Source organism: Mycolicibacterium fallax (assembly GCF_010726955.1).
Classification (GTDB): Bacteria; Actinomycetota; Actinomycetes; order Mycobacteriales; family Mycobacteriaceae; genus Mycobacterium; species Mycobacterium fallax.
Genome location: NZ_AP022603.1, coordinates 297,004 through 315,716, shown reverse-complemented (window position 1 = coordinate 315,716; position 18,713 = coordinate 297,004). Strand labels below are relative to the sequence as shown.

Genomic DNA, 18,713 nt, shown 5'->3' with positions numbered 1-18,713 from the left:
AATCGCCGCCCGGTGGGCGACCGCGGCCAGCGTCGGCGAGAAGCTCACTCTCCTGCCAGGAGAACACTGCTACCGTTGGGCCATGACGGACACGGAGACCACGCACCTGCTGCACCGGTTGAACTACCGGATGGTCACCGAAACCGATGACCGGGTGGTGATGGAGATGGACAACCGGCCGGACCTGACCAACGTGCGCGGCGCCCTGCAGGGCGGGCTGCTGGCCACCCTGATCGACATCGCCGCCGGGATCCTGTCCGGCCGCCAGGTCGGGGCGGAGCAGGACGTCACCACCGCGGACCTGAACATCCACTACCTGGCACCGGTCATCGACGGCCCGGCCCGCGCCGAGGCCACCGTGGTGCGCGCCGGGAAACGGCTGATCGTCACCGCCGTCGACCTGACCGATGTCGGGCGCAACCGGCTGGCCGCGCGGGCGACGCTGTCCTTCGCGGTGCTGGACCGGCGGTCCTGAGCCGCCGCGGCCGCGGAGCTACCGGCCCCGGCCGGGCCGCAGTCGCGCGGCCCGGTCCCGCAGCGTCCGGCGCGGGCCGCGGATGTCCACCGAGCCGCCGACCACCCGGCCGGTGAGGATGACGTGCGGTCGGCCGTCGGCGGGCGCGTCGGGCCGGTGGTCGCGGGCGCTGCCCACCACCACCTCGACGTCGTCGATCGAGGCACTGGCCCCGTCGGGCAGCCGCAGGTCCAGCGAGCCGAACTTCAGGTCGAGTTCGATCACGACGATCGCCCCGGCGAACCGGGCCCGGGTCAGGTCCAGCCCGATCGAGCCCATCCGCCGGTACAGCGCCAACCGGGTCGGCACGGTCCACTCCCCCTGGCGCTTGAGCGATCCGAACACCCCGCGCAGCTCGACGCGGTCGGTGGCCGAGGTGACCACCGCGCCCGGGCCGGGCAGATCGCCGACCAGCAGGTCGAGTTCGTCGCGCTGCCGGGCGGTGGCGACCTGCACCGAGCGTTCCTCGAACTCCTCGATGTCGATCAGCCCGAGCGCGACGGCATTGTGCAGCCGGCGCAGCGTGCCGTTGCGGTCGGCGTCAGAGATCCGCAGCACCGGCTGATCGGCCCGCGGCACCGGCTGATCGATGCACACCGGGATCTGGTCGACGCGCAGCAGCGGTTGGTTTTCCTCGACAGTCATGACGGACCCAGCCTAGCGGCCCCGCTGACCAGCGGCTATATGATCTGCGCCGCTCAGGCGAGGTAACCGTCGGGCATGCTGTCGAACATCTGCCGGGTCATCCGCACCGCGTACTCCGAGCTGCCGCCCCCGACGATCAGCGCCGCGAAGGCCATATCGCCGCGGTAGCCGGCGAACCAGGCGTGCGAGCCGCCCTCGAACTCGGCCTCACCGGTCTTGCCCCGGACGTCGCCGTAGCCGTTGAGGTCCTTGGCGGTGCCGTTGGTGACCACCAACCGCATCATCGAGCGCAGCCCCTCGAGCACCTCGGGGGCGACGGTGCCCGCCTCGCCGGTCACCGTGGTCTCGTGGCCGAGGATCAGCCGCGGCACCGGGGTGTGCCCGGCCGCGACGGTGGCCGCGGTCAGCGCCATCCCGAACGGGCTGGCCAGCACCTTGCCCTGGCCGAAGCCGTCCTCGGTCATCTCGGCCAGATCCACCGTCGGCGGCACCGAACCGGACACCGTCGGGACACCGTCGATGAGGTAGTCCCGGCCCAGGCCGAACCGGGCGGCGGCCTGGTTCAGCGCGCGCGGGGGCATCTTGGAGGCCAGCTCGGCGAAGGTGGTGTTGCAGGAGTTGGCGAACGCCTTGCTCAGCGGCACCACGCCCAGGTCGAACCGGTCGTAGTTGGGAATCCGGCGGTGGCCGATGTCGATCTCGCCGGGGCAGCCCAGCAGCGTGTTGGGGGTGGCCATGTCGCGCGCGATGGCCGCGCCGGCGGTGATGATCTTGAACGTCGATCCCGGCGGGTACATGCCCATGGTGGCCGCCGGCCCGTCGACGTCGGCGGCCGCGTTCTGCGCGACGGCCAGGATGTCGCCGGTGGAGGGCTTGATGACGACCAGCATCGCCTTGCGGCCCTGAGCGTTGACGGCGTTCTGCGCGGCGTTCTGCACGGCGCGGTCCAGGGTGATCGACACCGACGGGGCCGGCGCGGGCGCCACCTCGTTGAGTACGTCGGTCTCGGCACCGTTCTGGTTGATGCTGATCACCCGCCAGCCCGCCTCGCCGTCGAGATCGTCGACGACCGACTTCTCCACCTCGGAGATCAGCGCCGGGGCGAACGCCGGGTCGGTGGGCAGCAGGTCGGCCTGCCGGATCTGGATGATCCCGGGACGGTTGGCCAGCGCGTCCGCAACCTTGTCGTTGTCCTGCTGGCTGAGGGTGACCAGGTCCATCGGCCGATCCGCGGAGCTGGCCTGCTCGGCAAGCAGCTGCGCATCCTGCGGTCCGCCGAACGGGCGCAGCACCTCGACGACGGCCTGCGCGCTGGGCATCAGTTCCCGGCCGGCCTGGCGGGCGTCGAGCTGATAGGCGTAGCGATAGCCGGGCACCAGCACGTCGCTGCCGCCGAGCTCGTTGACCGAGGCGCGTCGCGGCGGATCCGAGCGCAGCTGCAGGCTCTGGTTCTCGCCCAGGCTCGGGTGCAGCCCGGTCGCGGTCCAGCGCACCTGCCAGCGGCCCTCGTCGCGGACCATGTTCAGCTGGCCGTCGTAGGTCCAGGTGCGGTTCTTCGGCAGGTGCCAGGTGTAGCGGTAGTTGACCGTCCCGGTGTCCTCGGTGAATCGCGAGCCCAGCGCGGCGATGTCGATGCGGTCGGCCTGCAGGCCGGTCCACGACGCGTTCATCGCCGCCCGGGCGTCCTCGGGCCGGTCGGTCAGATCCGCGGCGGTGGTGGTGTCGCCGGCCGAGAGCGCATCGAAGAACTCCTGGGCGGCGGGCTCGGGTCCGTCCGGCCGCGGGGTGCAGGCACTCACGGACATCGTCGCCGCGAGCACGCCGGCCACCAGCAGCCGACCAAGCCGCGTTACGGATGAGGTTTGAGTTGCCATTGGGACGAATGTTACGTCTGAGACCGCCAAGATCGTCGACGCCACACCGAGATGCCGCCGCAATCGCGCCGTGACCCTGGGCCGACCCACAACGAGCTGACCCTGACGCCGGTGCAGGGCGGCACCCTGGCCACCCTGCTGGTGTTCTATCCCAGCAACGAGTTGCGCGAACAGATCCTTTCCACCGGCATGGTCGACGGGATGGAGGCCGGCTACGCCCGGCTGGAGGCGCTGACCGGGTGGTGACCTCGGCTCAGTCGAGCAGGATGGTCGCGAAGGTGCCGACCGGGGCGAACCCGATCCGCGCGTAGGCGGCCCGGGCGGGGGTGTTGTAGTCGTTGACGTACAGGCTGGCGATCCGGCCGCCGTCGACGATCGCGGCGGCCAGCGCCGCGGTCCCGGCGCTGCCCAGGCCGTGGCCGCGCCGGTCGGGCCGGACCCAGACGCCCTGGATCTGCCCCACCGCCGGGGACTGCGCGCCCACCTCGGCCTTGAACACCACCTCGGGCCCCTCGAACCGGGCCCAGGCCCGGCCCGCGGCGATCAGCCCGGCCACCCGGCGGCGGTAGCCGCGGCCGCCGTCGCCGATCCGCGGGTCGACGCCGACCTCACCGATGAACATCTCGACGGCGGCGACCAGGTAGGCGTCGAGTTCGGCCATCCGCACCCGCCGGACCAGCGGGTCGAGAGCGCACACCGGGGGGCCCGACAGCGCGAGCAACGGCTGATTGTCGCGGACCTCGCGGGCCGGACCCCACCCGGTCTCCAGCCGCCGCCACATCGGCAGCACCCGGTCGGCGTAACCGACCAGCGAGGAACATCGCCGCGGCGCGGCGGCCGCCTTGTCGGCGAAGGCCGCCAGGTCCGACGGGTCCCCGCGCAGCGGCATCAGGTTGGGCCCGGAGAAGCACAGCGAATCCTCGGGGCGACCGCGGGTCCACAGTTCGCCGCCGATCGCGGCGGGGTTGATGCCGTGTTCGGCGACCCGGGCCGCCACCATCGCGCTGCCCACCGGATCCGCGTCGAGCACCCGCGCCACGGCGGCGGCGTCGCGCACCATCGACACCCGGCTTTCGTCAACCGGGCGGAAGTACGGCGGCGCCGACATCTGAGCTCTTTCTACGGCACTTTCCGCAATGGCTGGCCGTCCGTTCAGCTTACGGTCACCGTCGGCGGACCGCTGGCGCTTGACCCGTCCTCGAGATCGATCGGGGTGCCCATCTCCTCGGCCAATCGCATGGCCTCCTCGATCAGGGTCACCACGATCTGCGATTCCGGCACCGTCTTGATGACCTCGCCCTTGACGAAGATCTGCCCCTTGCCGTTGCCGGAGGCCACCCCGAGGTCGGCCTCCCGGGCCTCACCGGGACCGTTGACCACACAGCCCATCACCGCGACGCGCAGCGGGACATTGAGGCCCTCCAGGCCGGCGGCGACCTCGTTGGCCAGGGTGTAGACGTCGACCTGGGCGCGGCCGCAGGACGGGCACGACACGATCTCCAGGCCGCGCGGCCGCAGGTTCAGCGACTCCAGGATCTGGTTGCCGACCTTGACCTCCTCGACCGGCGGCGCCGACAGCGACACCCGGATGGTGTCGCCGATCCCGCGGGACAGCAGTGCCCCGAAAGCCACCGCCGACTTGATGGTGCCCTGGAAGGCCGGCCCGGCCTCGGTGACCCCGAGGTGCAGCGGGTAGTCGCACACCGCGGCCAGCTGCTCGTAGGCGGCCACCATGACCACCGGATCGTTGTGCTTGACGCTGATCTTGATGTCGCCGAAGCCATGCTCCTCGAACAGCGAGGCCTCCCACAGCGCGGACTCGACCAGCGCCTCCGGGGTGGCCTTGCCGTACTTGTCCAGGAACCGCTTGTCCAGCGATCCGGCGTTCACCCCGATCCGGATCGGGGTGCCCGCGTCCCCGGCGGCCTTGGCCACCTCGGCGACCCGGCCGTCAAACTCCTTGATGTTGCCCGGGTTGACCCGCACCGCCGCGCACCCGGCGTCGATGGCCGCGAAGATGTATTTGGGCTGGAAGTGGATGTCGGCGATCACCGGCAGGTTGGAGTGCGCGACGATCTCGGCGAGCGCGTCGGCGTCCTCCTGACGCGGGCAGGCCACCCGGACGATGTCGCAGCCCGCCGCGGTCAGCTCGGCGATCTGCTGCAGGGTGGCGTTGACGTCGTGGGTCTTGGTGGTGCACATCGACTGCACCGAGATCGGGTGGTCGCTGCCGACACCCACATCGCGCACCATGAGCTGACGGGTCTTGCGCCGCGGGGCAAGTACCGGCGCCGGCAGCGCCGGAACGCCCAGTCCGATGGACGTCATGACAATCTCCTCGCCAGAACTACTTCGGGATCGTGATGGGGTTGATCAGGTCGGCGGTGATGGTCAAGACGGTGAACACCCCGACGACCGCCAGGATCACATAGGTGGCCGGCATCAGCTTGAGATAGTCGACCGGACCGGCGGGCATCAGCCCCCGGACCTTGCGCAGCAGGTCACGGACCTTCTCGTAGCAGGCGACGGCGATGTGGCCGCCGTCGAACGGCAGCAGCGGCAGCAGGTTGATCAGCGCCAGCACGAAGTTGAGCTGGGCCAGCATCATCCAGAACATCACCCACAGGCCCCGCTCGGCGGTCTCGCCGCCGATCCGGCTGGCCCCGACCACGCTCATCGGGGTCTCCGGGTCCCGCTCGGCACCGCCGATGGAGCGCACCAGCGCACCCATCTTGCTGGGAATGTTGGCGACCGCCTGGGTCAGTTTGACGCCCAGTTCACCGGTGAACACGAAGGTCGCGGGCACCGCGGTCAGCGCGTTGTAGTCGTTCCACGCCGCCGGCCCACCCTGCACGCCCTTCACCCCGATCACGCCGGCCTCGGCGGTCTCGGTCTCCGAGACGTAGCGCTGGGTGCGGGCGACGTCGACGACCAGGTCGATCCGCTGACCGTCGCGCTGCACGGTCACCTCGGTCGGGCCCGAACTCTGTCGGATCCGCGACGCCGCCTCCGGGAAGCTCGACACCTTCGTGCCGCCGACCCCGACGATGACGTCGCCGGCGCGGATGCCGGCCGCCGCGGCCGGGCCGGCCCCGGTGCAGTCCGCCACCTTGCCGAACGAGACTTCCGGCGCCACGCAGTCGGTCTCGGCGATGGTGGCCGGCGGCGGGTTCAGGTTGGGCAGGCCCCAGGCGACGGCGATGCCGTAGGTGACCACCAGCCCCAGGATGACGTTCATGCCCGGTCCGGCGGCCAGCACCGCGACCCGCTTCCACACCTTCTGGCGGTACATCGCGTGCTTGCGGTCCTCGGGGGCGATCTCGTCGTGCACGGTCATCCCGGCGATGTCGCAGAAGCCGCCCAGCGGGACGGCCTTGATCCCGTACTCGGTGTCCCCCAGCTTGTTCGGCCGGGTGGTGGACCACAGCGTGGGGCCGAACCCGATGAAGTACCGGCGCACCTTCATGCCGGTGGCCCGCGCCATCCACATGTGCCCGCATTCGTGCCAGGCCACCGAGAGCAAGATGGCCAGTGCGAACAGCACGACACCAATCGCGTACATCATCGTGCCGACAACACCTCCTGTGCGATTGCGCCCTGCGCCCGCTCGCGCGCCCACCGTTGGGCGTCGAGTACGTCTTCCACGGTAGCCGGTTGCGCCGACCAGGCGTCTGCGGCGTGCAGCACCTCGGCCACCGTCGCCACGATCGCCGGGAAGCCGATCCGCCCGGCCAGGAAGGCCGCGGCGGCCTCCTCATTGGCGGCGTTGTAGACCGCGGTCAGGCAGCCGCCGGTGCGCCCGGCGTGCCGGGCCAACTCGACGGCCGGGAACACGGTGTGATCCAGCGGCTCGAATTCCCAGGTCGAGGCGGTGCTCCAGTCGCACGGGGCGGCGACCCCGGCCACCCGGTCCGGCCAGCCCAGGGCCAGTCCGATCGGCAGCTTCATGTCCGGCGGGCTGGCCTGGGCCAGGGTGGAGCCGTCGGTGAAGGTCACCATCGAATGCACGATCGACTGCGGGTGCACGACGACGTCGATGCGGTCGTAGTCGATGCCGAACAGCAGGTGGGTCTCGATGAGTTCCAGGCCCTTGTTGACCAGCGACGCCGAGTTCAGCGTGTTCATCGGGCCCATCGACCAGGTCGGGTGCGCCCCGGCCTGCTCCGGGGTGACCGACACCAGGTCGGCGGCGCTGAAGCCGCGGAACGGCCCGCCGGAGGCGGTCAGCACCAGCCGGGCCACCTCCTCGGCGCTGCCGCCGCGCAGGCACTGCGCCAGCGCGGAGTGCTCGGAGTCCACCGGAACGATCTGGCCCGGCGCGGCGGCGGCCAGCACCAACGGGCCGCCGGCCACCAGGGATTCCTTGTTGGCCAGCGCGAGCCGGGCGCCGCTGTCCAGCGCGGCCAGCGTCGGCTCCAGCCCCAGCGCCCCGACCAGCGCGTTGAGCACGACGTCGGCCTCGGTGTTCGCCACCAGCTCGGTCGCCGCGCGCGGGCCGACGTAGCGCGCCCCACCGATCCGCTCGGCCGCGCCGGGGTCGGCGACGGCGACGTTGGTCACCCCCGTCGCGGCACGCTGGGCGTCGAGCAGCGCGGCGTTGCCGCCGCCGGCGGCCAGGCCCACCACCTCGAACTTATCGGGGTTGGCGGCGATGACCTCCAGTGCCTGGGTGCCGATCGACCCGGTGCTGCCGAGGATCAGGACCCGAATACGCGACGTCACCCGTCCATTGTGCCGTGCCGGGCGGCCGACGACGAAAACTCGGCTGTTCGGGCGCGACGGCAGGCCGGGCGTGACAATATCGCTCATCGTGACCGCCACCCGTTCCCGCGCCGCCTACCTGGGGCCGGAACGACGTCGCCCGCAGGTGCTCGACGCCGCGCTGGAGATCGCCGCCGAGAGCGGGCTGGCCGGCGTCACCATGGGGGCCATCGCCGACCGGATGGCGGTCAGCCGCCCGGTGGTCTACGCCTGCTTCGCCGACCGCGCCGAGGTACTGACCGGGCTGCTGGAGCGGGAGACCCAGCTGGGCCTGCAGGGCCTGTTCGCGATGCTGCCCCCGGAACGCACCGGCTCGATCCAGCAGCTGTTCGTCGACGGATTCCGCGCGCTGTTCGAGGCGGTGGCGCAGCGGCCGATGTTCTGGCGGATCATCTACGCCGAGCAACCCGACGCCGCGCTGGCCCCCGCCATCGGGCACGGCCGCGCCGAGGTCCGCGGCCGGATCGCCGTGGTACTCCGGCCGCTGCTGGAACGCTGGCAGGTGACCGACCTCGACGTTGCGGCGCCGGTGCTGACCGACGTCTTTCTGGCCATCTGCGAAACCTCGGTGCAGGCCCGGCTGGCCGGCTCCGGCTCGGCGGACCCCGACCAACTCGCCGAGCTGTTCGGCCGTGCCGCCTACCGGGCGGTACGCGCGGTCCCGGCCCCCCCGGCGGAGGTGTCCGGGTCGCAGGTCGGCGGCAACGGCGGTGTGTCAGAATGATGTGCCCGGACATCAGTCAGACTGTGAGGAGCCGCTGTGGTCAGCACCGAGGTGGAGCGCTACAACGACGAGGTCGATACCGCTGACGTGCCCTCCGCGGAGTGGGGCTGGAGCAGGATCAACTACCGCACCTGGCACATCGTCGGCCTGGCCGGGATCCTGCTGCTGCTGGCGTTCATGCGCGGGTTCCACGAGGGCGCCGTCGAGCACGCCTGGGTGATCGGCTTCGCCGCCCTGGGTGCCGTCTTCCTGATTCGCGACTGGTGGGGCCGCCGGCGCGGCTGGCTGCGCCCGGCCCGCTGATCCTCAGCCCTCCGCGGCGAGCTGACCGCAGGCCGCGGCGATCTCGCGGCCGCGGGTGTCACGCACCGTGCAGGTGACCCCCTTGGCGCGGACCCGGCGAACGAACTCCCGCTCGACGGGTTTGGGGCTGGCGTCCCACTGGCTGCCCGGCGTCGGGTTCAGCGGGATCAGGTTCACGTGCACCAGCGGCCCCAGCGCCGCGTGCAGCTTCTTGCCCAGCAGATCGGCCCGCCACGGCTGGTCGTTGACGTCGCGGATCAGCGCGTACTCCACCGAGATCCGTCGCCCGGTGGTGTCGGCGTAGTAGCGGGCGGCGTCCAGCGCCTCGGCGAGGTTCCACCGGTTGTTCACCGGCACCAGGGTGTCGCGCAGTTCGTCGTCGGGGGCGTGCAGCGACAGCGCCAGGGTGACGCCGAGCCCCTCGTCGGCCAGCCGGCGGATCGCCGGCGCCAGGCCGACCGTCGACACCGTCACCGAGCGGGCCGAGATGCCGAACCCGTTCGGCGGCGCGGCGATGATCCGGCGCAGCACCGAGATCACCCGGTTGTAGTTGGCCAGCGGCTCGCCCATCCCCATGAACACGATGTTGGACAGCCGGTCCCCGTGCTCGTCGCGCAGCGTCGCCGCGGCCGCGCGGACCTGCTCCAGGATCTCGGCGGCCGACAGGTTGCGGGTCAGCCCGCCCTGGCCGGTCGCGCAGAACGGGCAGGCCATGCCGCAGCCGGCCTGCGAGGAGATGCAGACGGTGTTGCGCTGCGGGTAGCGCATCAGCACCGACTCGACGGTGGTGCCGTCGCCGGCCCGCCACAGCGTCTTGCGGGTCTCCCCCGCATCGCACTCGATCTGCCGGACCGCGGTCAGCAGCGTCGGGAACAGCGTCTCGGCCAGCCGGCCGCGCAGCGCCGCGGGCAGATCGGTCATCGCGGCCGGGTCGGCGGTCAGCCGGCCGTAGTACTGGTTGGCCAGCTGTTTGGCCCGAAACGCCGGCAGGCCCAGGTCGGCGACCGCCTGCAGCCGGCCGGCCTCGTCGAGGTCGGCGAAATGCCGCGGCGGCATCTGCCGGCGCGGGGCCTCGAAGACAAGTTCCTGTTTCACTGCCGTCCAGTATCGGGCCCGGGGGCCCATTCCGGCGAATCCGACCGCGACCGGCCCGGGGTCAGGTCAGCACGGTGAGCACGATCCAGCCGGCCGCCATCGACAGCAGCAGCGAATCGATGCGGTCCATCAGCCCGCCGTGCCCGGGCAGCAGGTTGCTCATGTCCTTGATCCCGAGATCCCGCTTGACCTGGGATTCCACCAGGTCACCGAGGGTGCCGGTGATGACCAGGAAGATGCCCAGCGGGATGCCGATCCAGGCCGGCCGATCCATCAGCAGGGCGACCGCCGCGACGGCCATCCCGGTGCCGGCGATCAGCGAGCCGGCGAAGCCCTCCCAGGATTTCTTCGGGCTGATCGCCGCGACCATCGGGTGCCTGCCGAACAGCACCCCGGCGGTGTAGCCGCCGATGTCGGAGAAGACGACGGCCAGCATGATGGCGAACAGCGCCGCCCGGCCGTCGTCGGGGTAGATCAGCAGTGCCGCGAACGCCCCGGACAGCGGGATCCAGGCGGCCAGCAGCACGGCCACCGCCACATCCCGCAGATAGTTCTGCGGGGCGGCCGACAAGCCCTGGGACAGCAGCCGCCAGATCAGGCAGACCAGCACCGTGCCGGCGAACCCGCCGAGCGCGCCGGTGGTGCCGAACGGCCAGGTCAGCCAGATGGTCGCCTGCCCGCCGACCAGCAGCGGAATCAGCGGGATGCAGTACCCGCCGTCGCGCAGCCGGCCGACCACCTCGTGGGTGGCGACGGCCATGGCCCCGGCCACCAGTGCCACCCACACCCAGGCGGGGGCGATGCTCAGCGAGACGATGACCGCACCGCCCAGCAGGGCGCCGACGGCGATGGCGGCGGGAAGGTTACGCCCGGCGCGGGACTTCTTCGGCGCGGGAAGGTCGGTGTCGGTGGAGGCCACGGCGCTGTGTCGCTGGAGGGCTAGACCTCCAGCAGCTCCGCTTCCTTGTGCTTGACCAGGTCATCGATCGCGGCGGTGTAGCCGTGGGTGGACTTGTCCAGCTCCTTCTCGGCGCGCGCCACGTCGTCCTCGCCCGCCTCGCCGTCCTTCTTGATCCGGGCCAGTTCCTCCATCGCCTTGCGGCGGATGTTGCGCACCGCCACCTTGGCGTCCTCACCCTTGCCCTTGGCCTGCTTGACCAGCTCGCGACGACGCTCCTCGGTCAGCTGCGGGATCGCCACCCGGATGATGGTGCCGTCGTTGCTGGGGTTCAGGCCCAGGTCGGAGTTGCGGATCGCGTCCTCGATGTGGCGCAGCTGGCCGGCCTCGTAGGGCTTGATCACGACCATCCGGGCCTCGGGCACGTTGATGCTGGCCAGCTGGGTGATCGGGGTCATCGACCCGTAGTAGTCGATGTTCACCCGGGAGAACATCCCCGGGTTGGCGCGGCCGGTGCGCACCGACGCCAGGTCGTCGCGCGCGACTCCCACGGCCTTTTCCATCTTCTCCTCGGCGTCGAAGAGGGCCTCGTCGATCACGGCTGGTTTCTCCCGTCCCTAATTCGCGGTCTCGGCGGTTGCGCTGCTGACCAGTGTTCCGATCTTCTCACCCGCGACGGCCCGGGCGATATTGCCATCGGTGAGCAGGTTGAAGACCAGGATCGGCATGCCATTGTCCATGCACAGGCTGAACGCGGTGGCATCCGCCACCTTCAGGCCGCGGTCGAGCACCTCGCGGTGGCTGATCGAGGGCAGCATCCGCGCGTCGGGGTTGCTGCGCGGATCGTCGGTGAAGACCCCGTCGACCGCCTTGGCCATCAGCACCACCTCGGCACCGATCTCCAGGGCGCGCTGCGCGGCGGTGGTGTCGGTGGAGAAGTACGGCAGGCCCATGCCGGCGCCGAAGATCACCACCCGGCCCTTCTCCAGGTGCCGGGCGGCCCGCAGCGGCAGGTAGGGCTCGGCGACCTGCCCCATGGTGATGGCGGTCTGCACCCGGGTGTCGATGCCCTCCTTCTGCAGGAAGTCCTGCAGGGCCAGGCTGTTCATCACGGTGCCGAGCATGCCCATGTAGTCGCTGCGGGTGCGTTCCATGCCGCGCTGCTGCAACTGCGCGCCGCGGAAGAAGTTGCCGCCGCCGATGACGACGGCGACCTGCACGCCGCTGCGCACCACCTCGGCGATCTGCCGGGCCACCTGCGCCACCACGTCCGGGTCCAGGCCGACCGCGCCGCCGCCGAACATCTCGCCGCCGAGCTTCAGCAGCACCCGGGAGTACCTGGGCCGAATCTCCGTCTCGCCGTTGCTGGCGGGCTCTCCCATCGGACTCCTCGGGTTCTCGGCGGGCATCTGCTCGGCGGGCATCGAGCTTGAGCAACATCCTGCCTCATCGGCGTCGACGGAATCCATCTGGGCCAGCGGCCCGCGCGCCCGCGCTACAGGATCGCGGCCGCCACGATCAGCGCCACACCCAGATACGCCGCGACCACCACCAGCACCTCGGGGGTGAACCGCTCGGCGGCCAGCATGGTGCCGAGGTCGATGCCGGTGACGGCCTCCACCAGCCGCACCAGCACCGCCTGCGCGACGATCCCGAGCAAACCGAACACCAGGGTGTTGACCAGGCCGCCGGCCAGGTCCCCGGTGGAGGCGTAGATCGCCAGCACGACGATCAGCGCCATCGAGCCCATCCCGGCGGCGGTCACCGCCGCGGCGTTGGGCCGGCCGGCCTGCACCAGGCGGCGCAGCGGGCCGGGGGTGGTCCAGTCGATGACGAAGAACCCGAGCACCATCAGGGCGATCCCGACGATCGTGTAGAGCACGATCGCCGAGGCGCCGTGGCCGAGCGTCGACCAGTAGTCCGGGCCGAGGGCAACGGTCATCAGCAGGGGTCCTTTCCGGGGGGCATGCCGCGGCTCACTGCGGGATCCGATGCGGGACGAAGGCGGCGCCGTCGTCGGTGATCAGGGTCGCGGTCTCCCGGATGCCCAGGCCCGCGGATTCGTCGCCGACCATCCAGGCGCCCAGCACCGGGCGCATGCCGTCGAATTCGGGCAGCGGGTCCAGCAGCTGGTAGACGTAGCCCTCCGCGCCGTACACCCCGCCGGTCTGGGTCTGCTGGCCGGCGCCGACGATGCTGATGTTGGCGCCCTCCCGGCCGAGCTTGGGTTTGCGCACGTATTCGGTCAGCTCGTGCGGGTCGTCGACGTAGGCGGGCAGCAGGTTCGGGTGCCCCGGGTACATCTCCCACAGCACCGCCAGCAGCGCCTTGTTCGACAGCAGCGCCTTCCACAGCGGCTCGATCCACAGCGTGGCGGGCAGCTGTTCGACGGCGCGGCGGCCGAACTCGTCGTCGAGGATCCATTCCCAGGGGTACAGCTTGAACAGCGCGGCGATCGGTGCCTCTTCCAGGTCGACGAACCGGCCCAGCAGGCTGTCGTAGCCGATCTGCTCGATCGGCAGCCCGACCGCGTGCAGGCCGGCCTCCGCGGCGCACTCGGAGATGTAGGCCAGCGTGACGTTGTCCTCGCCGCTGGCGTCGGCCGCCGACCAGGTGAAGTGGGTTTCCTCGCCGGGCAGCCGGTCGCGCAGCTCGGCCCAGCGGGCCACCAGCTTCTCGTGCAGCGAGTTCCACTGGTCGTCGGCGGGGAACACCTCGGTCTTCCAGTACCACTGCAGGATCGCGGCCTCCAGCAGCGAGGTCGGGGTGTCGGCGTTGTACTCCAGCAGTACCGGCGGGCGACGCCCGTCGTAGCGCAGATCGAAGCGCCCGTACAGGTAGGGGTCGTTTCGGCGCCAGGATGCCTCGATGTGCGCCCAACTCCACTCGGGCAGTCCGAAGTCCCGGTAGCGCTCGGTCAGCACCACCTGCTCGACGGCCTGCAGGCACATCGAGTGCAGCACCTCGACGCTGGCCTCCAGCGAGAGCACCTCGTCCATGTCGAACACGTAGTGCACCGACTCGTCCCAGTACGGCCGGGGCGCGCCGGTCGCGTCCCGCGCCGGGCTGCCGAAGCACAGCCCCTGGTCGGCGACGATCTGCTGCCAGCCCGGCCGCGGCCGGTGATGTTCGCGGCGCACCTAGCTGCCCGAACTCTTGGAGCCGACGCCGAAGCCGCCGCGCGAGACGGTGGCGCCGGACTTGGTCTTGGCGACCGCGCCGCTGGGCACGGTCAGCGTGCCGCCGGTGGCCCGGGACCCGATGCCCTGGTTACTGCCGCCGTAGTAGTAGCGGTACGGGGCGCCGGCGAAGATGAACAGCCCGCCGCCGGTGCTGTGGCCGCTGGCGCAGTAGCTGTCCGGGACCACCTCGTCGCTGCCGTCGCGCACGCAGGTGGCCTGGACGGTCCGCGCATCGCTGTTGTTGAGCAGTTGGTAGCCCAGCGCGACGGCCCCGACCAGCCCGACCACCGCGACGGTGCCCATCAGCACCTTCTTCTGCCCGGCCTTGCGGGCCTCGGCGGTCGCGCGCTGCTCGGCGGCGAACGCCTCGGCGGCCTCCTGGGCGCGCAGCGCCCGCTCCCGGGCCCGGGCCTCGGCCAGCGTCGGTGGCCGCGGGACGCTGACACCGGGCTCCTGCCAGCGCATGCCGCCGACCTGGTGGGTGCGCGGTTCGCGCGACTGCGGGTCATCGGGCCCGGAGGTCATGCACTCCCCTTCGTCGGGTGGTGGGCGCTGGCTGGTTCAGCATAGGCGGGGCGAACCCGCGGCCCGCGTCGTTGCCGGTTGCGCGGTTGGCGGTTGCTGGGTTGCCGGTTTCCGGGTTGCCCGCCGGAACAAATACCATCGCAACCGATATGACCGACAATGCCGCCACCGCCGCCACCGAACCCGCACCGACGAGCGGAATCGCCGCGCAGGCCGCCCGGCGTCGCACCTTCGCCGTGATCAGCCACCCCGACGCCGGCAAATCCACCCTGACCGAGGCGCTGGCGCTGCACGCCCGGGCCATCACCGAGGCGGGCGCGGTGCACGGCAAGGCCGGCCGGCGGGCCACCGTCTCGGACTGGATGGAGATGGAGAAGGCCCGCGGCATCTCGATCACCTCCACGGTGCTGCAGTTCCCGTACCGCGACGCGGTGATCAACCTGCTCGACACCCCCGGGCACGCGGACTTCTCCGAGGACACCTACCGGGTGCTGACCGCGGTGGATTCCGCGGTCATGCTGATCGACGCCGCCAAGGGCCTGGAACCGCAGACGCTCAAACTGTTCCAGGTCTGCAAGCACCGCGGCATCCCGATCATCACGGTGATCAACAAGTGGGACCGCCCGGGCCGGCACGCGCTGGAGTTGATCGACGAGATCAACACCCGGATCGGCCTGCGGCCGACGCCGCTGACCTGGCCGGTCGGCATCGCCGGCGACTTCCACGGGGTGCTGGACCGGCGCACCGGCGACTTCATCCGGTTCACCCGCACCGCGGGCGGGGCCACCATCGCGCCGGAGGAGCACATCGCCGCGGCCGACGCGCATGCCGCCGCCGGGGTGGACTGGGACACCGCGGTCGAGGAGTCCGAGTTGCTCAGCGCCGACGGCGCCGACTACGACCGGGAGGATTATCTGGCCGGCCGCTCCAGCCCGCTGCTGTTCACCTCCGCGGCGCTGAACTTCGGGGTCAACCAGCTGCTCGACGTGCTGGTCGGGCTGGCGCCCGCGCCGAGCGGCGGCCGCGACGCCGACGGCAACTCGCGGCCCTGCGAGGCGCCGTTCAGCGCGTTCGTCTTCAAGGTCCAGGCCGGGATGGATTCGGCGCACCGGGACCGGATCGCCTACGCGCGGGTGTACTCGGGCACCTTCGAGCGCGGCGAGGTGCTCACCCACGCGGGCACCGGCAAGCCGTTCGTCACCAAGTACGCCCAATCGGTGTTCGGCCAGCAGCGCGGCACCCTGGACACCGCCTGGCCCGGCGATGTGATCGGGCTGGCCAACGCCGCCGCGCTGCGCCCCGGGGACACCCTGTACCGCGACGAGCCGGTGCAGTACCCGCCGATCCCGAGCTTCTCCCCCGAGCATTTCGCGGTCGCCCGCGGCACCGACCCGAGCAAGCACAAGCAGTTCCGCCGCGGCATCGAGCAGCTCGCCCAGGAGGGCGTCGTGCAGGTGCTGCGCTCGGATCGTCGCGGCGATCAGGCGCCGGTGCTGGCCGCGGTCGGCCCGATGCAGTTCGAGGTCGCGGTGCACCGGATGGCCACCGAGCTGAGCGCGCCGATCACGCTGGAGGCGCTGCCCTATCAGGTCGCCCGGGTGGTGTCCGCCGAGGACGTCGACTTCGTCAACCAGCAGTTCTCCGCCGAGGTGCTGACCCGCACCGACGGTGTCCGGCTCGCGCTGTTCTCCACCCCGTGGCGACTGCAGACCTTCATCCGGGAGAACCCGGCGGTGCAGCTGGAGTCCCTGGTGGCCGCCGAGGGCTGACGCCGGCTAGCCGTCCTGGATCCGAGCAAACGGCGCGGCGGCCTCCAGCTGGTAGGCCAGCTCCAGCAGGCTGGCGTCGGCGCCCAGCGGGGCGCCGAACATCATCCCGATCGGCAGCCCGGCCGCCGAGCGGGCCAGCGGCAGCGAGATCGCCGGCTCACCGGTGATGTTGTGCAGCGGGGTGAACGCCACCCAGTCGATCAGCCGGTCGATGATCTGGGCGTAGTCGGCCATCGGATCGAGGTGCCCGACGGCGGGCGGCTGGTCGGCCAGCGTCGGGGTGAGCACCACGTCGAACCGGTGGTACAGCGCGGCGGTGCGCCGCCGGGTCAGCGCCAGCCGGGCGATGGCCAGCGGCAGCCGATGCAGGTTGCGGGCGGCGTGCCGGTCCAGCCCGCGGGACAGGTTGTCCAGCCGGGCCGGGTCGAAACTCGGCCCGAACCGCCGCCGGCCGCTGCGCACCAGCGCCATCGACAGCAGCGACCAGTACAGCACGAAGTCGTCGACGAAGTTGTCCGGCACCGGCAGCTCGTCGAGCTGCTCGACGTGGTGGCCGAGCTCCTCCAGCAACGCCGCGGTGCGCAGCGTCGCCGCGCACACCTCCGGGGCGCTTTCCCGGCGGATCGAGCGGGTCGTCACCGCGATCCGCAGCCGTCGCCGCCCCGGCCCGGTGATGTCCCCGATCGGCGGGAGTTTCGGGTTGGCCCAAGCGATTTCGGCCTCGCGGTAGAACGCCGCGGTGTCGCGCACCGAGCGGCTGAGCACCCCGTTGGCGACGATCTTGATCGGCATCTCGGCGTGCGCCGCCTCCAGCGGCAGCCGGCCGCGGGACGGTTTGAGGCCGACCAGGCCGTTGCAGGAGGCCGGGATCCGGATCGACCCGCCGCCGTCGTTGGCGTGCGCGATCGGCACCGCACCGGCGGCCACCAGGGCGCCCGAGCCCGACGAGGACGCCCCCGCGGTGCGCGACGGGTCCCACGGGTTGCGCACCGCACCGAGCCGCGGATGCTCGCACGCCGCGCTGAACCCGAACTCCGACATCTGGGTCTTGCCGAGAATGTTCAGCCCGGTGCCCAGGAACATCCGGGCGAAGTCGCCGTGCACCGGGGCCGGGGTCGGCGCCCAGGCGTCGGTGCCCTGCATGGTCGGCAGCCCGGCGACGTCGGTGTTGTCCTTGATGAACGACGGCACCCCGGCGAAGTGGCCGGCGCCGGGATCGGCGGCCTGGGCGCGGGCCCGGTCGAAGGTGGCCAGGGCCAGCCCGTTGAGGTCGGGGTTCACCCGCTCGGTCCGCGCGATGGCGGCCTCGGCGAGTTCGGCCGCCGACACCGCGCCGCGGCGCAGCGCCTGCACGGCGCCGACCGCATCGAGGTCAGAAAGCGCGTCGTCGCCGAATGCGTGCACCGATGCCATTGCACGAACGCTAGCAAAGCGGCCGCCCGCCAATGGGTAAGGCCCCGCACGACCGGGATCGCCGGTGGTGCGGGGCCTTACGGTTGAGCGGTTGGTGCGCCGCTCAAGTTTTTCTGTTGCCCAGGCTTAGGACTGGCCGACCTCGAAGCGGACGAACCGGGTGACGGTCACGCCGGCCTCGTCGAGCAGGCTCTTGACGGTCTTCTTGCTGTCGGACACCGACGGCTGGTCCAGCAGCACGACGTCCTTGAAGAAGCCGTTGACCCGGCCCTCGATGATCTTGGGCAGCGCCGCCTCCGGCTTGCCCTCGCTCTTGGCGGTCTCCTCGGCGATCCGGCGCTCGCCCGCGACGACATCGGCCGGGACGTCCTCACGGGTGAGGTAGCGGGCCTTGAGCGCGGCGATCTGCAGGGCCGCGGCGTGCGCCGCGTCCTTGCCGTCACCGGTGTACTCGACCAGCACACCCACGGCCGGCGGCAGGTCCGCGGCCCGCTTGTGCAGGTAGGGCTCGACGGTGCCGTCGAAGTACGCCGCCCGGCGCAGGACCAGCTTCTCGCCGATCTTGGCCGAGAGCGCCGCGATGGCCTCCTCGACGGTCCGGTCGCCGGCCTTGGCGGCCAGCAGGGTCTCGACGTCGTTGGCCTTGGCGGCCAGCGCGGCGTCGACGATCTCGTCGGCCAGCGCCTGGAACTCGGCGTTCTTGGCGACGAAGTCGGTCTCGGAGTTGAGTTCGATCAGGGCGCCGCCCTTGGCGGCGACCAGGCCCTCGGCGGTGGCGCGCTCGGCGCGCTTGCCGACGTCCTTGGCGCCCTTGATCCGCAGCACCTCGACGGCCTTGTCGAAGTCGCCGTCGGACTCGGCCAGGGCGTTCTTGCAGTCCATCATCCCGGAGCCGGTCAGCTCGCGGAGCCGCTTGACGTCGGCGGCGGTGTAGTTAGCCATAAAAGTTCCTCGAAACGTTTCGGATGGTCCCAGCGCCGGTCTCCGGACAGCGCCGCTGTCCGGAGACC

The 18,713-nt window shown here is 71.4% G+C and carries 20 protein-coding genes; 5 read left to right on the top strand and 15 right to left on the bottom strand.

Going from position 1 to position 18,713, the window contains the following annotated elements; all coding sequences use genetic code 11:
* The first annotated feature begins 82 nt into the window (after nt 1–82).
* A complete protein-coding gene (locus G6N10_RS01500) occupies nt 83–475 on the top strand; it encodes a PaaI family thioesterase (protein ID WP_085093784.1) in 393 nt (130 codons plus the stop codon).
* 18 nt (nt 476–493) lie between these two features.
* Here the strand turns inward: G6N10_RS01500 and G6N10_RS01495 are convergent, their stop codons facing one another.
* Together G6N10_RS01495 and G6N10_RS01490 are read right to left on the bottom strand one after the other, a co-directional pair.
* Nucleotides 494–1,159, bottom strand: a complete 666-nt coding sequence (locus tag G6N10_RS01495) for a DUF1707 SHOCT-like domain-containing protein (RefSeq protein ID WP_085093782.1) — start codon at nt 1,157–1,159, stop codon at nt 494–496.
* Between the two features lie 53 nt (nt 1,160–1,212).
* Complete coding sequence (locus G6N10_RS01490) at nt 1,213–3,033, bottom strand: penicillin-binding transpeptidase domain-containing protein (protein WP_085093780.1); 1,821 nt, start codon at nt 3,031–3,033, stop codon at nt 1,213–1,215.
* Nucleotides 3,034–3,084: 51 nt separating this feature from the next.
* On the opposite strand from G6N10_RS01490, the gene G6N10_RS01485 reads away from it, so the two are divergent.
* Nucleotides 3,085–3,279, top strand: a complete 195-nt coding sequence (locus tag G6N10_RS01485; protein WP_085093779.1) for an SRPBCC family protein — start codon at nt 3,085–3,087, stop codon at nt 3,277–3,279.
* Between the two features lie 7 nt (nt 3,280–3,286).
* Here G6N10_RS01485 and G6N10_RS01480 read toward each other — a convergent pair whose 3' ends face one another.
* Genes G6N10_RS01480 through dxr form a run of 4 tightly spaced genes read right to left on the bottom strand, consistent with a single transcriptional unit; the run spans nt 3,287 to nt 7,755 of the window.
* Complete coding sequence (locus G6N10_RS01480) at nt 3,287–4,141, bottom strand: GNAT family N-acetyltransferase (RefSeq protein ID WP_085093777.1); 855 nt, start codon at nt 4,139–4,141, stop codon at nt 3,287–3,289.
* 44 nt (nt 4,142–4,185) lie between these two features.
* Nucleotides 4,186–5,361 carry a flavodoxin-dependent (E)-4-hydroxy-3-methylbut-2-enyl-diphosphate synthase gene (ispG, locus tag G6N10_RS01475; RefSeq protein ID WP_085093775.1) on the bottom strand — a complete coding sequence of 392 codons (1,176 nt, stop codon included), beginning with the start codon at nt 5,359–5,361 and terminating at the stop codon, nt 4,186–4,188.
* Nucleotides 5,362–5,380: 19 nt separating this feature from the next.
* Nucleotides 5,381–6,598, bottom strand: coding sequence for a M50 family metallopeptidase (locus tag G6N10_RS01470; RefSeq protein ID WP_085093773.1), 1,218 nt, complete (start codon nt 6,596–6,598; stop codon nt 5,381–5,383).
* The gene (gene dxr / locus G6N10_RS01465) at nt 6,595–7,755 is read right to left on the bottom strand and encodes a 1-deoxy-D-xylulose-5-phosphate reductoisomerase (protein WP_165757653.1); all 1,161 of its coding nucleotides are present in this window, start codon (nt 7,753–7,755) and stop codon (nt 6,595–6,597) included. The genes G6N10_RS01470 and dxr overlap by 4 nt, the downstream gene beginning before the upstream one ends.
* 88 nt (nt 7,756–7,843) lie before the next feature.
* On the opposite strand from dxr, the gene G6N10_RS01460 reads away from it, so the two are divergent.
* Nucleotides 7,844–8,518, top strand: a complete 675-nt coding sequence (locus G6N10_RS01460; protein WP_234810451.1) for a TetR/AcrR family transcriptional regulator — start codon at nt 7,844–7,846, stop codon at nt 8,516–8,518.
* 36 nt (nt 8,519–8,554) lie between these two features.
* The gene (locus G6N10_RS01455) at nt 8,555–8,821 is read left to right on the top strand and encodes a DUF2631 domain-containing protein (protein ID WP_085093769.1); all 267 of its coding nucleotides are present in this window, start codon (nt 8,555–8,557) and stop codon (nt 8,819–8,821) included.
* Between the two features lie 3 nt (nt 8,822–8,824).
* On the opposite strand, the gene rlmN is transcribed toward G6N10_RS01455, so the two are convergent.
* The 7 genes from rlmN to G6N10_RS01420 all read right to left on the bottom strand — a co-directional run bounded on the left by rlmN (nt 8,825) and on the right by G6N10_RS01420 (nt 14,461).
* Nucleotides 8,825–9,946 carry a dual-specificity RNA methyltransferase RlmN gene (gene rlmN, locus G6N10_RS01450; RefSeq protein ID WP_085093767.1) on the bottom strand — a complete coding sequence of 374 codons (1,122 nt, stop codon included), beginning with the start codon at nt 9,944–9,946 and terminating at the stop codon, nt 8,825–8,827.
* A gap of 31 nt (nt 9,947–9,977) precedes the next feature.
* Nucleotides 9,978–10,835: a phosphatidate cytidylyltransferase gene (locus G6N10_RS01445; RefSeq protein ID WP_085093765.1), complete on the bottom strand. Its 858-nt coding sequence runs from the start codon at nt 10,833–10,835 to the stop codon at nt 9,978–9,980.
* 20 nt (nt 10,836–10,855) lie between these two features.
* Entirely contained in the window at nt 10,856–11,413 is a 558-nt protein-coding gene (gene frr / locus G6N10_RS01440; RefSeq protein WP_085093763.1) for a ribosome recycling factor, read from the bottom strand.
* 18 nt (nt 11,414–11,431) lie between these two features.
* On the bottom strand, nt 11,432–12,196 hold the full coding sequence (pyrH, locus tag G6N10_RS01435) for a UMP kinase (RefSeq protein ID WP_085093899.1): 765 nt from the start codon (nt 12,194–12,196) through the stop codon (nt 11,432–11,434).
* A gap of 113 nt (nt 12,197–12,309) precedes the next feature.
* The gene (locus G6N10_RS01430; RefSeq protein ID WP_085093761.1) at nt 12,310–12,756 is read right to left on the bottom strand and encodes a DUF350 domain-containing protein; all 447 of its coding nucleotides are present in this window, start codon (nt 12,754–12,756) and stop codon (nt 12,310–12,312) included.
* Nucleotides 12,757–12,790: 34 nt separating this feature from the next.
* Nucleotides 12,791–13,954, bottom strand: coding sequence for a glutathionylspermidine synthase family protein (locus G6N10_RS01425; RefSeq protein WP_085093759.1), 1,164 nt, complete (start codon nt 13,952–13,954; stop codon nt 12,791–12,793).
* The gene (locus G6N10_RS01420; protein WP_407664009.1) at nt 13,955–14,461 is read right to left on the bottom strand and encodes a hypothetical protein; all 507 of its coding nucleotides are present in this window, start codon (nt 14,459–14,461) and stop codon (nt 13,955–13,957) included.
* A 209-nt stretch (nt 14,462–14,670) separates the two neighbouring features.
* Between G6N10_RS01420 and G6N10_RS01415 the strand changes: the two genes are divergently transcribed.
* Entirely contained in the window at nt 14,671–16,290 is a 1,620-nt protein-coding gene (locus G6N10_RS01415) for a peptide chain release factor 3 (RefSeq protein ID WP_085093755.1), read from the top strand.
* Nucleotides 16,291–16,296: 6 nt separating this feature from the next.
* On the opposite strand, the gene G6N10_RS01410 is transcribed toward G6N10_RS01415, so the two are convergent.
* A complete protein-coding gene (locus G6N10_RS01410; protein ID WP_085093753.1) occupies nt 16,297–17,703 on the bottom strand; it encodes an amidase in 1,407 nt (468 codons plus the stop codon).
* 126 nt (nt 17,704–17,829) lie between these two features.
* Entirely contained in the window at nt 17,830–18,645 is an 816-nt protein-coding gene (gene tsf, locus G6N10_RS01405; protein ID WP_085093751.1) for a translation elongation factor Ts, read from the bottom strand.
* Nucleotides 18,646–18,713 lie beyond the last annotated feature (68 nt).